This window comes from Halomicrobium sp. HM KBTZ05, assembly GCF_041530035.1.
Classification (GTDB): domain Archaea; phylum Halobacteriota; class Halobacteria; order Halobacteriales; family Haloarculaceae; genus Halomicrobium.
Genome location: NZ_CP168057.1, coordinates 341150 through 359647 on the forward strand (window position 1 = coordinate 341150; position 18498 = coordinate 359647).

At 66.8% G+C, this 18498-nt stretch carries 19 protein-coding genes, 3 tRNA genes and 1 CRISPR repeat array (1 of these 23 running past the window's edge); of the genes, 9 read left to right on the forward strand and 13 right to left on the reverse strand.

The annotated features are described in order from the left end of the window. A CRISPR array of direct repeats spans positions 1 to 1512; the repeat unit is 37 nt; unit sequence GTCGAAACGCGGTAGAAACCCAGCACGGGATTGAAAC; it begins 729 nt to the left of the window's first position. Positions 1513 to 1796: 284 nt separating this feature from the next. Together ACAH01_RS01770 and ACAH01_RS01775 are read right to left on the reverse strand one after the other, a co-directional pair. Continuing rightward, positions 1797 to 1872 (reverse strand) — tRNA-Ile (locus ACAH01_RS01770). Between the two features lie 124 nt (positions 1873 to 1996). Next, positions 1997 to 2069, reverse strand: a tRNA-Asn gene (locus ACAH01_RS01775). Between the two features lie 92 nt (positions 2070 to 2161). Between ACAH01_RS01775 and cca the strand changes: the two genes are divergently transcribed. Beyond that, positions 2162 to 3514 carry a CCA tRNA nucleotidyltransferase gene (gene cca / locus ACAH01_RS01780; RefSeq protein WP_372480053.1) on the forward strand — a complete coding sequence of 451 codons (1353 nt, stop codon included), beginning with the start codon at positions 2162 to 2164 and terminating at the stop codon, positions 3512 to 3514. Here the strand turns inward: cca and ACAH01_RS01785 are convergent. The 4 genes from ACAH01_RS01785 to ACAH01_RS01800 form a co-directional block, all read right to left on the reverse strand. Next, complete coding sequence (locus tag ACAH01_RS01785; RefSeq protein WP_170092785.1) at positions 3493 to 4500, reverse strand: histone deacetylase; 1008 nt, start codon at positions 4498 to 4500, stop codon at positions 3493 to 3495. The two genes, cca and ACAH01_RS01785, sit on opposite strands and share 22 nt — an antisense overlap. Beyond that, on the reverse strand, positions 4501 to 4938 hold the full coding sequence (locus tag ACAH01_RS01790; RefSeq protein WP_153554681.1) for a histone: 438 nt from the start codon (positions 4936 to 4938) through the stop codon (positions 4501 to 4503). 55 nt (positions 4939 to 4993) lie between these two features. Further along, positions 4994 to 6481, reverse strand: coding sequence for a single-stranded DNA binding protein (locus tag ACAH01_RS01795; RefSeq protein ID WP_372480054.1), 1488 nt, complete (start codon positions 6479 to 6481; stop codon positions 4994 to 4996). 147 nt (positions 6482 to 6628) lie between these two features. Beyond that, positions 6629 to 7096, reverse strand: coding sequence for a hypothetical protein (locus ACAH01_RS01800; RefSeq protein ID WP_372480055.1), 468 nt, complete (start codon positions 7094 to 7096; stop codon positions 6629 to 6631). A 187-nt stretch (positions 7097 to 7283) separates the two neighbouring features. Between ACAH01_RS01800 and ACAH01_RS01805 the strand changes: the two genes are divergently transcribed. Beyond that, positions 7284 to 7356, forward strand: a tRNA-Arg gene (locus ACAH01_RS01805). 103 nt (positions 7357 to 7459) lie between these two features. Here the strand turns inward: ACAH01_RS01805 and ACAH01_RS01810 are convergent. Beyond that, positions 7460 to 8245 (reverse strand): phytanoyl-CoA dioxygenase family protein, encoded by a 786-nt coding sequence (locus ACAH01_RS01810; protein WP_372480056.1) that lies wholly within the window; start codon positions 8243 to 8245, stop codon positions 7460 to 7462. Between the two features lie 84 nt (positions 8246 to 8329). Between ACAH01_RS01810 and ACAH01_RS01815 the strand changes: the two genes are divergently transcribed. The 3 genes from ACAH01_RS01815 to ACAH01_RS01825 are packed head-to-tail and all read left to right on the forward strand — an operon-like array spanning position 8330 to position 9698. Further along, on the forward strand, positions 8330 to 8746 hold the full coding sequence (locus ACAH01_RS01815) for a hypothetical protein (protein ID WP_372480057.1): 417 nt from the start codon (positions 8330 to 8332) through the stop codon (positions 8744 to 8746). 37 nt (positions 8747 to 8783) lie between these two features. Then, a complete protein-coding gene (locus tag ACAH01_RS01820) occupies positions 8784 to 9392 on the forward strand; it encodes a DUF309 domain-containing protein (protein ID WP_372480058.1) in 609 nt (202 codons plus the stop codon). Between the two features lie 60 nt (positions 9393 to 9452). Then, positions 9453 to 9698: a hypothetical protein gene (locus tag ACAH01_RS01825; protein ID WP_170092791.1), complete on the forward strand. Its 246-nt coding sequence runs from the start codon at positions 9453 to 9455 to the stop codon at positions 9696 to 9698. 87 nt (positions 9699 to 9785) lie between these two features. Here ACAH01_RS01825 and azf read toward each other — a convergent pair whose 3' ends face one another. Next, positions 9786 to 10553 carry an NAD-dependent glucose-6-phosphate dehydrogenase Azf gene (gene azf / locus ACAH01_RS01830; protein ID WP_372480059.1) on the reverse strand — a complete coding sequence of 256 codons (768 nt, stop codon included), beginning with the start codon at positions 10551 to 10553 and terminating at the stop codon, positions 9786 to 9788. Positions 10554 to 10643: 90 nt separating this feature from the next. Between azf and ACAH01_RS01835 the strand changes: the two genes are divergently transcribed. The 3 genes from ACAH01_RS01835 to ACAH01_RS01845 all read left to right on the forward strand — a co-directional run bounded on the left by ACAH01_RS01835 (position 10644) and on the right by ACAH01_RS01845 (position 12626). Further along, positions 10644 to 10997, forward strand: coding sequence for a dihydroneopterin aldolase family protein (locus ACAH01_RS01835; RefSeq protein WP_170092793.1), 354 nt, complete (start codon positions 10644 to 10646; stop codon positions 10995 to 10997). A 61-nt stretch (positions 10998 to 11058) separates the two neighbouring features. Beyond that, a complete protein-coding gene (locus ACAH01_RS01840) occupies positions 11059 to 12072 on the forward strand; it encodes a hypothetical protein (protein ID WP_170092794.1) in 1014 nt (337 codons plus the stop codon). A 98-nt stretch (positions 12073 to 12170) separates the two neighbouring features. Beyond that, positions 12171 to 12626, forward strand: coding sequence for a DUF5790 family protein (locus ACAH01_RS01845; protein ID WP_372480060.1), 456 nt, complete (start codon positions 12171 to 12173; stop codon positions 12624 to 12626). Between the two features lie 71 nt (positions 12627 to 12697). Here the strand turns inward: ACAH01_RS01845 and ACAH01_RS01850 are convergent, their stop codons facing one another. From ACAH01_RS01850 to ACAH01_RS01870, 5 genes are all read right to left on the reverse strand, one after another. Further along, entirely contained in the window at positions 12698 to 13417 is a 720-nt protein-coding gene (locus tag ACAH01_RS01850) for a creatininase family protein (RefSeq protein WP_372480061.1), read from the reverse strand. 54 nt (positions 13418 to 13471) lie between these two features. After that, on the reverse strand, positions 13472 to 13987 hold the full coding sequence (locus tag ACAH01_RS01855) for a DUF6789 family protein (protein WP_372480062.1): 516 nt from the start codon (positions 13985 to 13987) through the stop codon (positions 13472 to 13474). 169 nt (positions 13988 to 14156) lie between these two features. Next, a complete protein-coding gene (locus ACAH01_RS01860; RefSeq protein ID WP_372480063.1) occupies positions 14157 to 15359 on the reverse strand; it encodes a PQQ-binding-like beta-propeller repeat protein in 1203 nt (400 codons plus the stop codon). Positions 15360 to 15460: 101 nt separating this feature from the next. After that, the gene (trpB, locus tag ACAH01_RS01865) at positions 15461 to 16615 is read right to left on the reverse strand and encodes a tryptophan synthase subunit beta (RefSeq protein ID WP_170092798.1); all 1155 of its coding nucleotides are present in this window, start codon (positions 16613 to 16615) and stop codon (positions 15461 to 15463) included. Positions 16616 to 16685: 70 nt separating this feature from the next. Further along, positions 16686 to 17222, reverse strand: coding sequence for a GNAT family N-acetyltransferase (locus ACAH01_RS01870; protein WP_170092799.1), 537 nt, complete (start codon positions 17220 to 17222; stop codon positions 16686 to 16688). A 221-nt stretch (positions 17223 to 17443) separates the two neighbouring features. Here ACAH01_RS01870 and ACAH01_RS01875 point away from each other — a divergent pair, with 221 nt between their 5' ends. Beyond that, entirely contained in the window at positions 17444 to 18463 is a 1020-nt protein-coding gene (locus ACAH01_RS01875; RefSeq protein WP_372480064.1) for an NADP-dependent oxidoreductase, read from the forward strand. Positions 18464 to 18498: the final 35 nt, after the last annotated feature.

Sequence of the window (18498 nt, forward strand, 5' to 3'; positions counted from 1 at the left end):
AAACGCGGTAGAAACCCAGCACGGGATTGAAACAGTTGTCGTCTCCCGTGTCTGCCCGAAGGACTCCCGGGTCGAAACGCGGTAGAAACCCAGCACGGGATTGAAACCAGGACCCGCGCTTCCTCCGAGTGCTGACGGCACAGGTCGAAACGCGGTAGAAACCCAGCACGGGATTGAAACTCAAAACTGGCATAGCGAACCTCTCCACTGGACAAGAGTCGAAACGCGGTAGAAACCCAGCACGGGATTGAAACTCCTCGTCCAGCTCGTGCTCGACCTCGGTCTTCACGTCGAAACGCGGTAGAAACCCAGCACGGGATTGAAACCGGTCGGCGCCGGCCTGATCGGCGGATCTGGTATGTCGAAACGCGGTAGAAACCCAGCACGGGATTGAAACTCTCCGGCCTCCATGTCGTCGATCGACTCCCGCAACGTCGAAACGCGGTAGAAACCCAGCACGGGATTGAAACATGTAGATGGCGCTGATCGGCCGCATCGTCGTTTTGTCGAAACGCGGTAGAAACCCAGCACGGGATTGAAACTCCGTGTGGTGCTGAATCGTTAGAGCTGCGCATAGGTCGAAACGCGGTAGAAACCCAGCACGGGATTGAAACCTCCTTGCCGCGCATTATGCCTCGGCACAGGACCCGTCGAAACGCGGTAGAAACCCAGCACGGGATTGAAACCAGCTGCACTCGACGCTCCTCGACGACGGTCTCGCGGAGTCGAAACGCGGTAGAAACCCAGCACGGGATTGAAACATCGGCGTGGCGAGCAGTAACCCGTCGATCCAGTCCGTCGAAACGCGGTAGAAACCCAGCACGGGATTGAAACGCTGACCGACGCCGGCGTAGAGTGGGTCGAAGACCACGTCGAAACGCGGTAGAAACCCAGCACGGGATTGAAACTCGGCCGCTCGTGTGGCGATGCAGACCCTCCCCGCACGCCTCTCGGCGCTTGGCGTCGAAACGCGGTAGAAACCCAGCACGGGATTGAAACTCCCGGATGGCTACGACATTCGCGCGCTCGTTGAGGGTCGAAACGCGGTAGAAACCCAGCACGGGATTGAAACCAGTCGCGGCCGCCATCAGGCATCACCTCTGTGCTGTCGAAACGCGGTAGAAACCCAGCACGGGATTGAAACATCGAGTACAGGCCCCGATCGAAGCGCTCCAACAGGGTCGAAACGCGGTAGAAACCCAGCACGGGATTGAAACGAGCCGTACACCATCGCGGCGTTCGTCGTCTCGGTCGGTCGAAACGCGGTAGAAACCCAGCACGGGATTGAAACGTCTTTGCCTCGATGGCGAAGGCGTGGCCGTTGCGGCCGTCGAAACGCGGTAGAAACCCAGCACGGGATTGAAACATAACAGGCTCGTCTCTGTGAGACGTTACTCTCACGGTCGAAACGCGGTAGAAACCCAGCACGGGATTGAAACAGTCTCCCCATCATGAGGACGCCACCGCTGCCGTTGGTCGGAATGCGGTAGAAACCCAGCACGGAATTAGAATATGTAGATAGACTGCTTTCTCATCGGCTTGAGCAACGTCGAACACGGTGGAAAACCGTCATTAATATTCAAAAAGGACGTGGATCTGGTTAGCCGCTATTCAACAAAGCGGTGTTGCCGGACAGTCTCGAATATGTGAAATATCCATCTAGCGACGACACACCTACATGCGATGGTTGAACCCCAGATCGAGACAACAACAAAAATTGGCTGACTTTGGCAAATTTGGTCTTACAAGGCCTGAAATAGGCCATTCCGTCGGCCACGAACCCTGCAAACTGTGGATGGGCCCTGGCGGATTTGAACCACCGCTCAATCGGTTATGAGCCGATCGCTTTGAACCAGACTAAGCTAAGGGCCCTGGTACGTTCGTATCCCACCGGCCGACAAAATTCTACCGTCTCGTTGCGGCAGCGGCGAGACACTCGCCACGGGCCGCTCGACGGAGCTGAGCGACTGGCTCGGGGAGTCGACGACGGGAGAAGCGCCACCGCCAGGGCTCGAACCTGGGACAACCACGTTAACAGCGTGGTGCTCTACCAACTGAGCTACGGCGGCTCTGTCCCACCATAGCCCGAGTTGTTAAATAGGACTTTCGCTTTCCGTCGTCCATCGACACGCTTTCACGCACTCCTCGCAAAGCCGGGGGCATGAGCGACGAGGTCGACGCCGTGGTCGAGCGGGTTCGCGAGCGGGTGACCCCTGGCGACGACGAGCGCGCGGCGTTGCAGGCGATCGCGGACAGACTCACCGAGCGGGCCGAAGACGCGATCGCGTCGTTGCCCGTCGACGCCCACGTCGTGCGGGTGGGCTCGACGGCGCGCGGGACGTGGACGGCGGGCGATCGGGACCTGGACCTGTTCGTCTGTTTCCCGCCCGAGCTCGACCGCGAGGAGTTAGAGGAGTACGGGCTCTCGGTCGGCCACGCCGTGTTGCCGGCGGGCCACGAGGAGTACGCCGAACACCCCTACGTCAAGGGCACCGTCGACGGGTACGACGTGGATCTGGTCCCGTGTTACGACGTCGCCGACGCGGCGACGATCCAGTCGGCGGTCGACCGGACGCCGTTTCACACGCGCTATCTCGCCGAGCGACTCGACGAGACGCTGGCCGCGGACGTGCGGGTCTGCAAGCAGTTCATGAAGGCGATCGGCGTCTACGGCAGCGACCTCAGGACGGAGGGGTTCTCCGGGTACCTGACGGAGCTGCTCGTGCTCGAACACGACGGGTTCCGGCCGCTCGTCGAGGCCGCGGCGGCGTGGACGCCGCCACTGGAGTTCGATCCGGCCGACCACGGGCGGGAGAGCTTCGACGATCCGCTCGTCGTGATCGATCCCACGGACCCGGAGCGAAACGTCGCGGCGGTGCTGTCGGCCACACAGCTGGCGACTTTCCAGCACTACGCACGCGAGCTGGTGGCCGAGCCACGAGCGGACCTGTTCGAGTCCAGCGAGCCCGAGCCCGTCGACGCCGAGACAGTCCGGGCGTGGTTCGAGCGGCGGGGGACGACGCCGGTCGCGGTGCGGTTCGACGCGCCGGATCTCGTCGACGATCAGCTCTGGCCCCAGCTCGAACGGTCGCTGTCGGGAGTGACCGACGCCTTGAATCGGCGCGGGTTCGACGTCCTCCGCTCGGCGGCGTTCGCAGACGAGACGGCCGTCTTGCTGGCGGAACTGGAAGTGGCCGAGCGGCCCACGATAGAGCGCCACGAGGGGCCGCCGGTCCACGTCCGGGACCACGCAGCGGGATTCTACGAGAAGTACGCCGCCGCCGACGCGACGGGGCCGTACGTCGACGGGGATCGCTACGTCGTCGAACGCGACCGCGAGTTCGCGACGGCGTCGGCGTTCCTGCGAAGCGACGCGCTGTCGAACGTGGCGCTGGGGACACACGTCGCGTCGGCGCTCGAAGCGGAGTACGAGGTACTGGTCGGCGAGGCGGTCGCGTCCCTGGCAGGCGAGTTCGGCGTCGAACTCGCAGACTACGTCGACCCGAAGCCCTGATCGACCAGGGCGTCGAGCACGTCGCGGGCGTCCTCGCTGACCGACCCGTCGGGCTGTGAGGGCTGGTAGCCGTCGAAGACCTCGTGGACGGTGGTGAGGCTGTCGGTCAGGGTGTCGAGGCTGTAGCCGCCTTCGAGAACGAAACCGAGGCCGGCGTCACAGCGGTCGGTGAGCTCGCGCATCCGCTGGGTGAGAAGTCCGTACCCCTCCGAGGAGACCCGCATCCGGGAGATCGGATCGTGGCGATGGGCGTCGAAGCCGGCGCTGACCAGCAGGAGGTCGGGATCGAACGACTCGATCTCCGGGGCGATCAGCTCGTCGACGGCAGCCAGGTAGTCGACGGTGTCGGCACCGGGGTCGTAGGGGACGTTGAGTGTCGTCATCGCGCCGTCGCCGGTTCCCGTCTCGTCGACGTCGCCGGTGCCGGGGTACAGGCCGTCTTCGTGGATCGACGCGTAGAAGATGTCGTCGCGGTCGTAGCAGATGTCCTGGGTCCCGTTGCCGTGGTGGACGTCCCAGTCGAAGATCGCGACCCCCTCGGCACCCTCGTCGAGTGCCGACTGGGCCGCGACGACGGCGTTGTCGACGAAGCAAAAGCCCATGGCGTCGTCCGCGACCGCGTGGTGGCCGGGCGGACGGCCCAGCGCGAACGGCGTCTCGCGGCCGTCGTCGCCCTCCAGCGCCGAGAGCGCCGCCCACTCGGCGAGGCCGGCACTGGCGAGTGCGGCCTTCCAGGTGTCCTCGACGGCGACGGTGTCTGCGTCCCAGTTGCCCCCACCATCCTGACAGAACGTCTTGATCTCCGCGACGTAGTCGGGATCGTGGACCTTGCAGATCAGTTCCTCGTCGGCGTCGCCCGCGGCGACGTACTCGACGCCGTGGTATTCCGCGAGACCCCGCCTGATCGCCCGGAGGCGGTCGGCACTCTCTGGGTGGCGCGGACCCGTGTCGTGGTCGAGGCAGACCTCGCGGTAGCCGAAGTTCATTCAGTAGTACTGCCGCAGTTCGAAGTACGTCTCGACGTCCTCGGCCTTGATCGTCCGCCGGTCGGCGTGGCGGGCGAGCGTCGCGGCAGCGGCCGCCACGTCGTCGGCGTACGCTTCGAGGATGTCGGCGAGTGCGACCCGGGCGTCCATCGCGACCCGGTAGCTGTCGTCGATGTCGAGCCGTGCGATCCGGTCGACCGGCGCGACCGGCAGCTCCAGTTCGTCCTTGTCTCGGACGCCCTCGGCGTCGAAGTCCTCGGGCATCAAGGTCTTTCGTCCGTCCGCCGTCGCCGTCTCGGCGGCGGCGGCGGCCAGTCGTGCCCCGTACTCCTGGATCCGGCGAGCCAGTTCCTCGGCGGCTTCGGCACTGACACGCAACCCACCCGCGTTCCGCCGGATCACCGAATCGACCGGCGCGAACGGTAGCTCGACGCTCATACACAAAGGCGGGACTGTCGCAGCCTTAAGAGTTTCCGTAACTGCGCTCGGCGCGTCAGAACACGTCGTCGGCGTCGAGTCGGTCGTCTCGGAGGGTCCCGCGGGCCGTGACCTCCTGACCGAGCTGGACGCGTTCGGCCGTCTCGACGCTCATCGTCTCCTCGCCGTCGTCGAGTACGACCGGGTCGCCGGTCTGGACGACCGTCCCGGTGAACTCGATCGTCTCGCCGGCAGTGGTCTCGTCGTCGCTCTCGTCGGTCGCCGTGGCGGTGCCCCCGTCGGCGAAGTCGTCGAGCCCCGCCGAGGCGGTGCCCCCGTCGGCGAAGTCGTCGAGCCCCGCCGAGGCGCTGCCGCCGTCGGCACTCGTGGCTCCGGTCGCCTGTCCCCCGCCACCAGCGCCGCCGTTGCCCGGAGCACTGGCGGCACCGTCGAGGACGACCACGGTCGACTGCCAGCCGGCCGACGCTTCCTTGTCGTCTTGCCAGCCGTCGTCGATCTCCACGTCGGCCGCGAGGATCTCGTCGCCCGGTGCGATCTCCTTGTCGGCCTTCTCGCCCCAGAGCGCGACGCGGATGTCGCCGGTCGCGTCCTGAATCCGGACGTTGCGAACCTGGCCCTCGCTGCCGTCGTCGCGGTCGAACGTCCGCTTCGGATCGGCCGAGCGAACGACGCCGGCGATGTCGACGGTCTCGCCGATCTCGACGTGCTCGATCGCGGCGGCGTCGGGCTCGAAGGCGACCGCCTCGTCGATCTCGTCGACGGCACCGTGGTCGCCGACGTGGAGTTCGAGACTCCCCTCGCGCTCGCGGACGTAGCCGTCGACGATCTCGACGGCCGTCCCGGGATCGATCTCCTCGGCACGGTCGGCCCGGTCGTCCCACAGGGTCACCCGAACCCGACCGGTCTCGTCGCCGATCGTCAGGTTCGCGACCCGGCCCTCGCTGCCGTCGTCGCGGTCGAACGTCCGGATCGAGTCGGTGTCGAGGACCACGCCGCGCACGTCGACGTCGGACTGGCCCATGCTCAGGGCGTCGATGGTCGACCCCCCGCCGGGCTCGACGTCGACGGTCGCGTCCTCGTCGGGTTCGGCCTTGTCGACGGAGACCTCCAGCCCGTTGTACCCCTCCTTGGGCCGGCCGGCGACGCGCAACACGTCGCCCACGTCGAGTTGTCCTTCGTCGATCGACTCGGCTTCCTGGTCCCAGAACGCCAGCCGGACCGAGCCCGTCTCGTCGGCCGCCTCGACGTTGATCACGCGACCCTCGTCGGGTTCGTCCTCGCCGTCGCCGTCCCGTTCGAAGGTGCGCAGATCGCCGACCGACATCACCTTCGCGATGAACTTCACCTCGTTCATCCCCGGCTCGATGTCGGCGACCGCGTTGACCTCGTTCTCGTTGAGTTCGTGTGCGAGCAACATCGCGGCGGTCTCCTCGTCTGCGAGCCCGCCCATCTGCTCGACCTTCTCCTCGACGGCCTCGCGGAACTCCTCCTCGGAGACCTCGTCCGTCTCGAGGTCCGCGTAGATGTCTCCTATCGCACCCATTGATGTACACAAGGCAAGGTTGGCCGCCGCTTAAGCGTTGTCGTTACGAGAACGCACCGCTCGCGTCCGGTGGTTTCCGCCCCTCGGCTCGGTAGCATAGCGTCGATGGGTCGCGTTCCGGGATAAACGCACGGACCGCCAGGGAGGTCACGCCGTCGCCGTCGCGACCGTCGCCACGCCCTCGTCGGTCTCGTGTGTGACCGTCACGCTCCCGGGCAGCCCGTCGGAAAAGGTCGCCGTGACCCGGTACTCGATCTCGGCGATACACTGGACGACTGGACCGCTGTCGTCCCGTGGTTCGACACCGACGGCGACGGTCAGTTCGTCGTCGTCGGCATCGTAACTGGCCGCCGACAGGACTGCCGTCCAGCCGGGGTCCGGAGCCCAGATCGTTCCCGAGACGGCCACGTGCTCCCCGAACGACACCGTCGCGTCGCTGGTCGTCTGGCCACAGTCGTTGCGCTGTACCACGATCGTCGCGTCGTCCAGTGTCGGAGTCATGGCTGTCTGGGTCGTCCGCTGTCGCCGGTCACCGCCGTCGCTGCCGGACACACAGCCCGCCAGCCCCGCCGCCCCGAGCCCGACGAGCCGGATCAGTGTCGTTCGACGGTTCACGTTCACCACGAGAACGGCTGAAAGTAATTAGCTTGTGGTCGTTCGTACGGTGGACGCCCTCGCCGCGTGGCCGTGGGACGCTCCGAGTCGCGTCGACGACGCCACGGCGACGACACTCGTGGTACCGTCCCGCAGTGCCCGATCGAACCGTAACCCCTTTACAGCACTCCCTCTTCGGTTAGAGTGAGTCCGGGTAGGGTAGTGGACTATCCTCTTGGCTTGCGGAGCCAGGGACCAGCGTTCAAATCGCTGTCCGGACGTTTTCCTTTCACTACACTGCGAGTGACGACTGTCCGTTCGTGCGACGACGAGAAGTGACGGGCGATATCGCTGTCAGGACGGTTTGCCGATCAGAGAAACCACCTACACACAGCCGGGGAACTCTTCGCCCCGGATGTGGACGGAGTCCACCCAGTCGGGCCGGTCCTCGGCCGGCGTCGTGAACCGCGAGCGGGCGTCCATGTAGGACACGATGAGCGCGCGCCGCCACTGGTCGGTCGTGTTGGGGGCGGTGAAGTGTGGAACCAGGCAGTGAGCGAAGAGTGCGTCGCCCGGTTCCATCGGCACGGCGACGGCGTCAGAGCGGTCCACGTCGTCCTCGGCGATGACGATGTCCGTGTCGTAGTCGGCGGCCTCGTGGCCCAGCAGGCCGTCCGTGTGCGCGCCCGGCACGACGTTCATACAGCCGTTCTCGGTCGTCGCTTCGTCCAGCGCGATCCAGACGGTGACGTGGTCCATCGGCTGGATCGGGTAGTAGGCCGCGTCCTGGTGGAATCCCTTCTCGCTGCCGACCGCCGGTGGTTTGAACATCGCGGCGCTGCGCAGGAGCTTCAGGTTCGGCCCGAGCAGTTCGGCGGCGGTGTCCGTGATCGTGGCGTCGTGGGCGACCGAGCGGAACACGTCGTCGGTCTCGACCATGCCCAGCCCCTCGAACTTCCGTACCGCGTCGCCCGTGTGCTCGACCTCGATCTCGCCGCGCTCGACGGCCGGCTCGATCTGTGACTGGAACCCCTCGACAGCGCGGTCGCCGTGAGTGTACGCTCGCAGGCGACGCGTCACGCGGTCGACCGTCTCGGCGTCGAGGGCGTCCTCGACGACGACGTAGCCGTCTCGCTGGTACTGTTCGAACTGCGCGTCGGTGAGTGACATGCCGTCGACTCTGTGGTACCACCAACTAATGCTTGCGGTCCCGGCCGACAGAAAGCACTTGTCCGGGCGGCCGGATCGACCGGCGTGAACAGACGTGCCCTCCTCCGAGCGGCCGGTCTCGGCGTCGCGACCCTCGCCGGCTGTGTCGAGTCGCCCGATCCCGACGTGACGCCGACCACCGAACCGACGACGAGTCCCACCCCGCCACCGGACGATCCGATCCTGCTGGTGCTCGCGAACGGGAGCGGCGAGGCGACGGTCACCGTGACCGTCGCGCGCGGCGGGGAAACGATCTCCGAGGAGACGGTGTCGCTGGACGCAGACGAGCGGCGAGAACTCGACCCCGGTATCGACACGGCGGGCGAGTACGAGCTCGCGGTGTCGGTCGAGGACGGCCCCGACCGGACCGTCTCGCTCCCGATCGACGCCTTCGACGTGCGCCAGGGGTCGAACGTGATCGTCGGACTCGGCGGCGATGTCGAGGTGCTGATCGAGGAGTAGACCCAGGCGTTTTGCCCGCCGGGACCGAAGCCCGTGCATGCGCGATCACCTCCGGGCGGGCGTCGCGATCTACAACGAGGGCCGGTACCACGCGGCCCACGACGCCTGGGAGGACCACTGGCTCGACCTGTCCCAGGGGACCGACGACGAGCGACTACTCCACGGGCTGATCCAGTTCACCGCGGTCGTCCACCACCTCGACGACGAGAACCACTCCGGGGCCACGGGACTGGCCGAGAGCGGTCGGGCGTACCTCGCCGACTTGCCGGCGACGTATCGAGGGATCGAACTGGACGCCGTCCGGTCGTTCCTCGGTCGCGTCGCGACGGCCCCGCGGGAGGTGACACCGGACGACGCACCGCCGCTGGTCTACGAGGGCCAGCGGTTGACCTACGACGATCTTGACTTCGCGGCGACGGCCGTCGCCGCGAGAGTCCTGGCCGAAGGCGAGGACGAGCACGCCGTCGACGCCGGCATCGAGTACGCCCGCGAGGAGGTCGCCGCCGACGAGAGTGGTCCCTACACCGGACTGATCTTCGCGTTCGTGCGCGAACCCGATCGCCGGCCGATCGTCGCGACCAGACTCGGCGAGCACGTCCAGCGCCGCGAACACCGAGAATCGGACGTCGACGGACTGTTCGAGTGATACTGCCGCCCTCTCCCCTTCGAGAAGATTCTTGTAGGACGGCGATGCAGTACAGATGCTATGTCAGTTCTATCGACAGCAGACGAGGGGAAGTTCCTGATGGACAACGAAGCCGAGCAGATCGGCGTCGTCACCGAAGTCGACCCCGACGAGCAGGTGGCCTACGTCGAACCGGACCCGGGCATCGCCGAGAGCGTGATCCAGGGCTTTGGCTTCGGCGACGCCGACGAAGACGACATCGAGGTCCCCGCCGACTCCGTCGAGACGGTCACCGACACGGAGTTGCGCGTCGCGATCGATCTGTGAGCCTGCCGCGCCGAGCTGTGTGACAGAGGTCGTCTCGTTCCAGCGTCGTCACCATCAGCGTCGGTCACCGGGAGCGAAAAGAAGGCTTCAGCCGTCGGTCTCGACCCGCTCGCCGCCGTCGAAGTGCGCGGAGTTGTCCCGCGGTTCGTAGCCAAGCACCTCTTTGGCTCGCTCCAGCGAGTAGTACTTGCGGTCGTTGTCGGAGATGCCGTAGACGATCTCGAAGTCGTAGTCGGCGACGAGGGCCCGGTCGTGGATGTGGGCACAGTCGCGGTAGGAGAGCCACATGGCCTGCCCGCGCTCGTAGTCGATCGGCGGGTGCCCCTTCGTGAGATTGCCGATGCGGACGTTGCACACGTTGATCCCGTACTCGTCGTGGTAGTACCGGCCGATGACCTCGCCCGTGGCCTTCGAGACGCCGTAGAGGTTCCCCGGTCGGGGGAACTCGGAGCCGTCGAGACGGAAATCGTCGTGCGTACGGTACAGGTCGGGCTTGCGCTCGTCCTCGTAGGCCCCGACGGCGTGGTTCGAGGAGGCGTAGACGAACCGCTCGACGCCCTCGTCGATGGCCGCCTCGTACATCTTCTGGGTGCCGTCGATGTTGTTCGCCAGCACGGATTTCCACGGCGCGTCGGGTCGTGGATCCCCGGCGAGGTGAATGATCGCCCCGACGCCCTCGACGGCGGCCCGAACGTCCTCGTCGTTCGCCACGTCACCGACGACGTAGTCGTGATCGGGCTCCTCGACGGGCGGACTGTGATACATGAGCTTCCACTCGTAGTCGTCTTCGAGCCCACCGAGGATAGCCTCCCCGACCGCACCGCCAGCGCCCGTGAGCAGAACAGGCTCGTTCATTCAGGTAGATGCTACGGCGGGGGCGATACGTACCTTGCGGTTTCGGCGCTCTCTCGACAGTCTTTCGTCAGGTCGCCCCCACCGACGGGTATGGACCCGACAGATCCACAGGTCGCGTGTTTCGAGGCGGGCGTGAAGTTCGGCTCGCTGTACCACCAGTTCGCGGGGACGCCGATCAGCCCAGACAGCGCCGACTCGCTGGCGGCGGCGATGGCCGAGGCCATCGAGAACCAGCCCCACTGCGAGGACGTGCGTGTCGACATCCGCGAGGAGGCGCTCCGTGCCGAGATCGAGGCGCAGTCGGCCGACTACACCGAGTTCACCGGTCGCTTCGCCGAGGTAGAGATGACTATCGACTACGAGGGCGTCGCCGTCGAGACGAGCATGCGGATGGACGGCGACTATCCGCTAATGGCGGTCGACGACGTGGCCGCCCCCGAGTAGCGTCCGCGAGGTGTGTTCGAAAAGCGATAATTTTAGTGCCGTCGTCGCTGTACCGTCGTACATGGGATACGCTGCCCTGGATGCTATCGACGACGCAATCGAGGCCACGAAGGGATTCCTCCTCCCCTTCGATCGCGGAACGTGGCTTCGTCTCGCAGTGATCATGTTCTTCGTCACCGGCGGCGGTGGCGTCCTGAACAACGCAAGCAACGTACCGCAGTTCGCCGGCAACGGTGACCTCGGGACCGCGCCGGGTGCCGGAGCCGCGAGCGTGACGCCCGATATCACGTTCAGTGTAGTCGCGATCGCCGTCGCCGGGTTTGCCGTCCTGTTTGCCCTCCTGCTGCTGTTTGCCTCGCCGATCATGGAGTTCGTCTTCGTCGAGTCGCTGTTCGAGCGCGAGGTCCACGTCCGGCGGTACTTCTCGCGCAACGTCGGCAACGGCCTCCGGCTGCTTGGCTTTCAGGTCGCGATCGTCCTCGCCGCTGGGGTGTTCGTAGTCGGACTGTTCCTGGTGGGACTGCTGGTCGCTGGCGGCGTCGACAACGTCGCGGCGTCGCTGGGCCTGTTCGCGTTGGCGATCCCGTTGATCGTGCTCCTGGTGATCGGCACCGGGATCGTCAACGGGTTCACGACCGTGTTCGTCGTCCCCATCATGCTGGCGGAGGACCGCGGCCTGCTCGCTGCCTGGAGTCGGCTGTGGTCGTCGATCACCAGTAACCTCGCGGAGTACCTCGTCTACCTCGTCGTCAGCGTGTTACTGGGGATCGGCGTCGGGATCCTCGGCAGCATCGTCATGCTGTTCGCGCTCGCGCTCGTGGCGATTCCGTTCGGGCTCGTCGCCTTCGGCGTCTACACGTTCGCGGCGTTCAGTACGGCCGCGATCGCGGTCTATGCCGTGCTCGGACTGGCCTTCTTCGTGGTGGCGCTGCTCGTGGGCGGACTCGTACAGGCACCGCTCCAGTCGTTCCTGCGCTACTACGCGATGCTGGTGCTCGGCGGCGTCGACGACGATCTCGACCCGATCCCCGAGGTTCGCGAGGAGTTGCGAGCCGACGAAACCACGGTCCGGTAGCGTCTTTCGGTTTCGTCGCACCCGGACCGCTACCCGCTTGCGGTTACACTTTCACTTTCAGGCGGGCTTTTAATTCCCCGCCGTGTGAACACGTGACCATGAGCCAATCGACGCTCGACGACGACGAACTGTTCGGCGAGGCCGCCTCCGAGATGCGCGACGACGTCGAGGCCTCACTCGACGAAGCACGCGCGGTCCTCCCGGTGGCCGACGACATCTGGGACGTCGACGCCGACAACACGCTGGGCGTGCTCAACGCACTGAAAGGCGCACTCGACGTGGAAGACGCCGAAGAACACCTCAGAGACGCAAAGAAGTGGTACACGATGGGCGAGCGTGCCGACGCCTTCGAGGACGCCGGTGACCTCGAAGAAGACATCGCCGCGCTCGAAACGCTGCTCGAAGACGTGGAGACGGCCCGCGAGCAGGTGGGCGAGCTGACGAGCACGATCCCACAGCTCCGGGGGACCCTCGAAGAGTTCGCCGAAGACGCAGACGAGGAGACCGACGACGCCGAGGCCGACGCCGACGCAGACGCCGAGGCAGAGGCCTAGGCTATAGTAGCCAGTGAAAATCGATGCACACCCGATCGCACGACAGCAGTGCGATCGGTGTGTCGATCGTTTCAATTGGTACTATCGCGGTCTCTGACGCTCCCCAGCACGTCCGCCAGCGCCTCGCTCGCCGCGTCGAGCAACGCCGCGCCGCGGTCGGCACTCGCCGCTCGCGGATCGCCGACCGTCCCGTTCTCGCTGAACGCCTCGGTGTCGTAGGCCAGATTGACGCCGTGTTCGAACTCGCCCCACGAGTCGGCGGCGTCGGCCGCGCTGGCTTCGAGGCGGTCGCTCCGGACGAGTTCGGGGTCGGTCGCCAGGAGGAGGCTCGTCTCGACCGGGCCGCCGTGGCCCATGTCCGGCGCGTCGACGGCGTCGAACCAGGTCAGCGGGACCGCGTAGCCCGTCCCGTCGCGGGTGACTCGCCCGCAGATCTCCCGGAGCGCGTCGACGTTGCCGCCGTGGCCGTTGACGACGACGACCCGATCCCAGCCGTGGCTGGCGAGGCTCGCGATCGTCTCGCCGACGTAGTCCCGGAAGGTGTCCTCGCCGACCCACAGCGTCCCAGCGAAGTGGCGGTGTTCCTCGGCGACGCCGACCGGGATCGCGGGCGCGACGACGACCTCGCCGTCGTAGGCCTCGGCCCCGGCTTCGGCGACGGCCTCGGCCGTGAGAACGTCGGTCCCCAGCGGGCCGTGGGGGCCGTGCTGTTCGGTGCTGCCGACCGGGAGGACGGCCAGGTCCGTGTCGAGATCCGCGGCGTCGGTCCAGGTGGCCTCGGAGAGGTGCATACGCGTGTGTGGCCGGCGAGAGAGACAAGCGTACCGCTCTCGGCCGCCGCGAGATCAGACGATCGAGTTGGGCCGGGTCCGGAAGTACTCGAAGACGAGTCCGAGGCCGACGCCGTAGACGACGTGTGCCAGCAGCGTCAGGACGGCGTAGCCGACGAGCGCGAGGCCGGACTGGCCGGTGTAAAAGCCCAGTACGAAGCCGGTCCAGATCGCGAACCCGAAGAACGCGCCGCTGACGGGGTCTCGACGACCGGGCAGGTACCCCTTCAGCGAGGCGTACAGCAGCGGCCAGGGGGCCATTCCACCGGCGAGGAAGATGAGATAGCCCGCGAGGATCGGTGGGACCAGTTCCTCGATACCGACGAGTTCGGTCAGCAGCGCGAACGCCGACCGTTCGAAGACGCCGAGACTCTCCGCGATGAGGAAGACGACCGTCGACAGCGCCGTCCCGACGAGCCCGCCCGCCGCGCCGACGACGCCGTCGCCGACGATACCGATCAGGCTGTCGAACTCCTCGGTTTCGCTCAGTTCGTCGACTGGATCGTCGACGCCGTGCGATGGACCAGACATGCCGTGGTATACCGTACCAAGCAGTAAAAATCTCCCGAACGTGTTAGACGGTTCACGAGTTTGCCGGAGATCGGGCGCGAGAGTTCGAAGGGGTCGGACCGTCGGCCGTTCGTCTGTGGCCCGCGTCGTCACCCGGAAGGGCGAGTCGTCCCGCAACGTATCGGCGGTGTCACTCCGGAACGTCTCCGATGGCGACGAGGCCGTCGGTGCTGCTGGTCGCGAAGAACACGGCACCGTCGGCGAGGATCGGTCCGATCGAGGGCGTGTGGAAGCCGTCCATCACGTAGTCCCAGCGCGCCTCGCCCGTCTCGCGGTCGAACGCGGTGATCGTCCGGTCGGTGGACTCGCCGCCGTCGGCCATCGCGACCACGGTCTCGGTCCCGACCGAGAAGCCGTCGGTGTACACCCACTCGTCGTAGTGCCACCGGGTCGTTCCGTCGGCGATGTCGACGGCGGTGAGTCCGTCGTCGCTGGTCACGAACGCCGTCGTGCCGTCGGTAGCGACCGTCGCGTCGAAGGTCGTCCCGTCGTAGTCGAACGAGTGGCGTTCGCTGCGGCGGTCGCCCGTCTCCCGGTCGTGGACGACGAGCGTCCGGTCGTCGACGACGAGGAGGCCGTGGTCGGTCACGACCGGCGCGCTCGGGGCCCGTCCGTCGAGCGAGCGCGTCCAGCGGACCGATCCGTCGCCGAGCGCGAGCGCGGCGAGCGTGTCTGTCCCGTCGACGCTGCCGACGGCGTAGATCGTCCCGTCGGCGATAGCGGGTGTGACCCGCTGGCCCGGCAGTTCGGGCGTTTTCCAGCGCCGTTCGCCGTCCGTCGCCCCGAACGCCTTGAGGCCGTCGGCGTACGGAACGACGATCGTCCCCGTCGACGCCTCGACGGCGAGCAGTTGCGCAAGCGACGTGTCGATCCCCTCGACGGCGCGCTCCCAGTCGACGCCTCCCTCCTGTCGGTCGAGGGCGACGAGGCCGGAGTCGTGTGCGACGACGAACCGGCCGTCGAGGAGGGCGCGTCCGTGACGGCCCTCCCTGTCGAGCGTCGTTCGCCACTGTTCGGTACCGTCCTGTGCGTCGAGCGCGATGGCACTGCCGTCGTTGCTGGGATCGAAGTTCGTGGTGTAGATCGTACCGTCGGCGATAACTGGGTCCCAGCGCGTGAACGCCGAAGACGTCCACGCGAAGGCCGCCCGCGAGGGCGCGGAGACGGCCGGGGCGAACGTGTTGGCGGCGTCCGCCCCGTGCTGTGTCCAGGAACCGCCGGGGACCTCGGGCAGTGGCGTGTTCCCTCCGCTCGTCCACGGAAGCGCCGACAGGCATCCAGAGAGGGCCGCCGTGCCAGCGCAGGTCGTCGTCAGGAACGTCCGTCGATCCATACTAGCGCTTGAAATAATATTTTGATAAATCCGGCGGAATCGAACAGCGGAACCGCGACCGGGGGGTCGCGAAATGCTGCACAGACGGACAGCCGGTAGTATCAGGCGAGATCGAACTGCTCTGCGGCCTGTGCCATGTCCTTGTCGCCCCGTCCGGAGAGGTTCACGAGGATCGTCTCGTGGTCGCCGTCCTCGGCCAGTTGCTTCGCGAGCGCGAGGCCGTGGCTCGTCTCCAGTGCGGGGATGATCCCCTCGGACTCGGAGAGTTCGCGGAACGCGTCGAGCGCTTCCTCGTCGGTGATTCCGCGGTACTGTGCGCGGCCGAGTTCGCGGAACATGGCGTGTTCCGGGCCGACGCCGGGGTAGTCCAGGCCCGCCGAGACGGAGTGGACAGACACGTCGTCGTCGATGACCCGCGTCTTCATCCCGTGGAGGACGCCCTCGGAGCCCGCCGCGAGCGGCGCGGCGTGGCGCTCCGAGTCCGCGCCCTCGCCGCCGCCCTCGCCGCCGTAGAAGGCCACGTCGTCGTCCCGGAAGGCGTGGAACAGCCCCATGGCGTTCGAGCCCCCGCCGACGCAGGCCACCGCGGCGTCGGGCAACTCGCCCGTGCGCTCGCGGAACTGCTCGCGGGCCTCCTCGCCGATGACGCTCTGGAAGTCCCGGACCATCCGCGGGAACGGGTCGGGGCCGACGACGCTGCCCACGAGATAGTGGGTGTCGTCGACGTTGTGAGCGAAGTCCTCCAGAGCGACGTCGACGGCCTCGGCCAGTCCCTCCTCGCCCTGGGTCACTTCGTTGACTTGCGCACCCATCAGGCGCATCCTGAAGACGTTCATCCGTTGGCGCTCGACGTCTTTCTTGCCCATGTAGATCTCCGTGTCGAGGTCCAGCAGCGCGCCGGCCATCGCCGTCGCCGTGCCGTGCTGGCCCGCGCCGGTCTCGGCGATCAGTCGCTCCTTGCCGGCCTGTTTGGCCAGCAGCGCCTGTCCGAGCGTGTTGTTGATCTTGTGGGCCCCGCCGTGGAGCAGGTCCTCGCGCTTGAGGAAGATCTCCGCACCCCAGCGGTCGCTGAGCGTCTCCGCGTGAAACAGGGGCGTCGGTCGCCCGGCGAACGATTCGAGCAGGTCCCGGAGCTCCGTCTGGAACGCCGTCGTCTCTCGAATGTCGTCGTAGGTCGTCGCGAGCTGTTCGAGCGGTGCTACCAGCGGATCGGGGACGTGGCGGCCGCCGTACCCCGCGAAGTCGCCGTCAGACATATGCGGACCCTCTACCGCCCGCGGTCTTAAATCTTCTATCGTGAGACAGCCCGCCGCGACGGCGGCGCGCTCACAGCGTCTTCTCGAAGTGGATCAGCTCGTACTCGCCCTGTACCGAGCGGTCGACCTCGCGATAGCCCGCAGCGGGGTAGAACCGTGCCGCCGCTTCCTGCCGGACGGCCGTCGTCGCCAGTAGCGTCTCGAAACCCAGCTGGGCCGCCCGTCGTTCGAGAGTCGCCAGCAGGTCTCGGCCGTGGCCACGGCCCTGCATCGGCGGGGCGACGCGCATCCGGTGGAGTTCGGCAGCGCCGGGGACCGTCCGCTCGTCGTCGTGGCCAGACTCCGAGGGCAAGAGCCCGCCCATCGCGACCACCGGTCCGTCGAACGTCTCTGGGACGGCGGCGTCGCTGTCGTCTTCGCCGTCTCCGATACCGACCAGAAACTCCCCGCCCGCGTCGAGGTACTGCGTCTCGATTGCCCGGAGGTCGTCGGTACCGGGCACGTCCGCCGGATCGGTGCCGGCGACCCGCATCGCCCACTCGTGGAGTTCCCAGACGGCGTGGGCGTCTCGCGGGTCGTACTGTCGGAGGGTCAGCTCGCTCGCCATCGCTCTGTCTGGGGGTGTTCGGCGAGTGGCTTCATACTGCCGGCTGTAACTGTTTCAAGAGATTCGCGACGACGGGGTCGCAAAATTCGGTACAGACGTACAGCCGGGAGTATCAGCCTGCCGGCTGGCGCTGGGTAGTGATTCACTTCGCGCCCAACAACGCACACAAACGGACGTGCGGTGTCCGAAGCCACTTCCGGGTGCCCGCCGAAGTGAGACCGATGTCAGACACCAACCGCGTCTTCTTGCTTGCGGAGCGACCCGACGGACGACCGGACGAGGACACCTTCGAGCTGGCAGAGCGCGACGTGCCGACGCCAGGCCCCGGCGAAGCACTCGTCCGGACGCTGTACCTCTCGGTCGACCCCTACATGCGCGGTCGGATGGACGCCCGCGAGTCCTACGCCGATCCGTGGGGCGTCGGCGATCCGATGGAGGCCGCCGTCGTCGGGGAAGTCGTCGAGTCCAACGGCGCGGGCCTCGAAGCGGGGACCGTCGTCACGGGTGAACTCGAATGGGCCGACTACGCAACCGCGCCGGGGACGGAGCTGTACCCCATCGACCCCGAGCTGGCCCCGATCTCGACGGCGCTGGGCGTGCTGGGCATGCCCGGTCGCACGGCGTACTTCGGGACCAAGGAGATCGCACAGCCGACCGCGGGCGACACGTTCGTCGTCAGCGGCGCGGCGGGCGCGGTCGGCTCGGTCGCCGGCCAGATCGCGGGCCTCCAGGGCGCTCACGTGGTCGGCTTCGCCGGCTCCGACGAGAAGGTCCAGTTCCTCGAAGACGAACTCGGCTTCGACGCCGGGATCAACTACAAGGCCACCGACGACTACGGAGCGGCACTCGACGAGGCGGCCCCCGGCGGCGTCGACGCCTACTTCGACAACGTCGGCGGCCCGATCACCGACGCCGTCTTCACCCGACTCAACGTCGACGCTCGCGTCGCCGTCTGTGGGCAGATCTCCCAGTACAACGCGACCGAACTCCCGACCGGCCCGCGCAAGCTGGCGACGCTGGTCGAGAAGCGCGCCGCCGTCGAGGGGTTCCTCGTCGGCGACTACCAGCCCCGCTTCGAGGCCGCGACCCGGCAGCTGGGCGAGTGGGTCCAGACCGGCGACGTCCAGTACCGCGAAACCGTCACCGAGGGCCTGGAGAACGCCCCCGACGCCTTCCTCGGCCTCTTCGAGGGCGAGAACATCGGCAAGCAGCTGGTGAAAGTCGCCGAGCGGGACGTATAGGTCACGAGCGGCTGTGACTCGGTGAAAATTTCGTA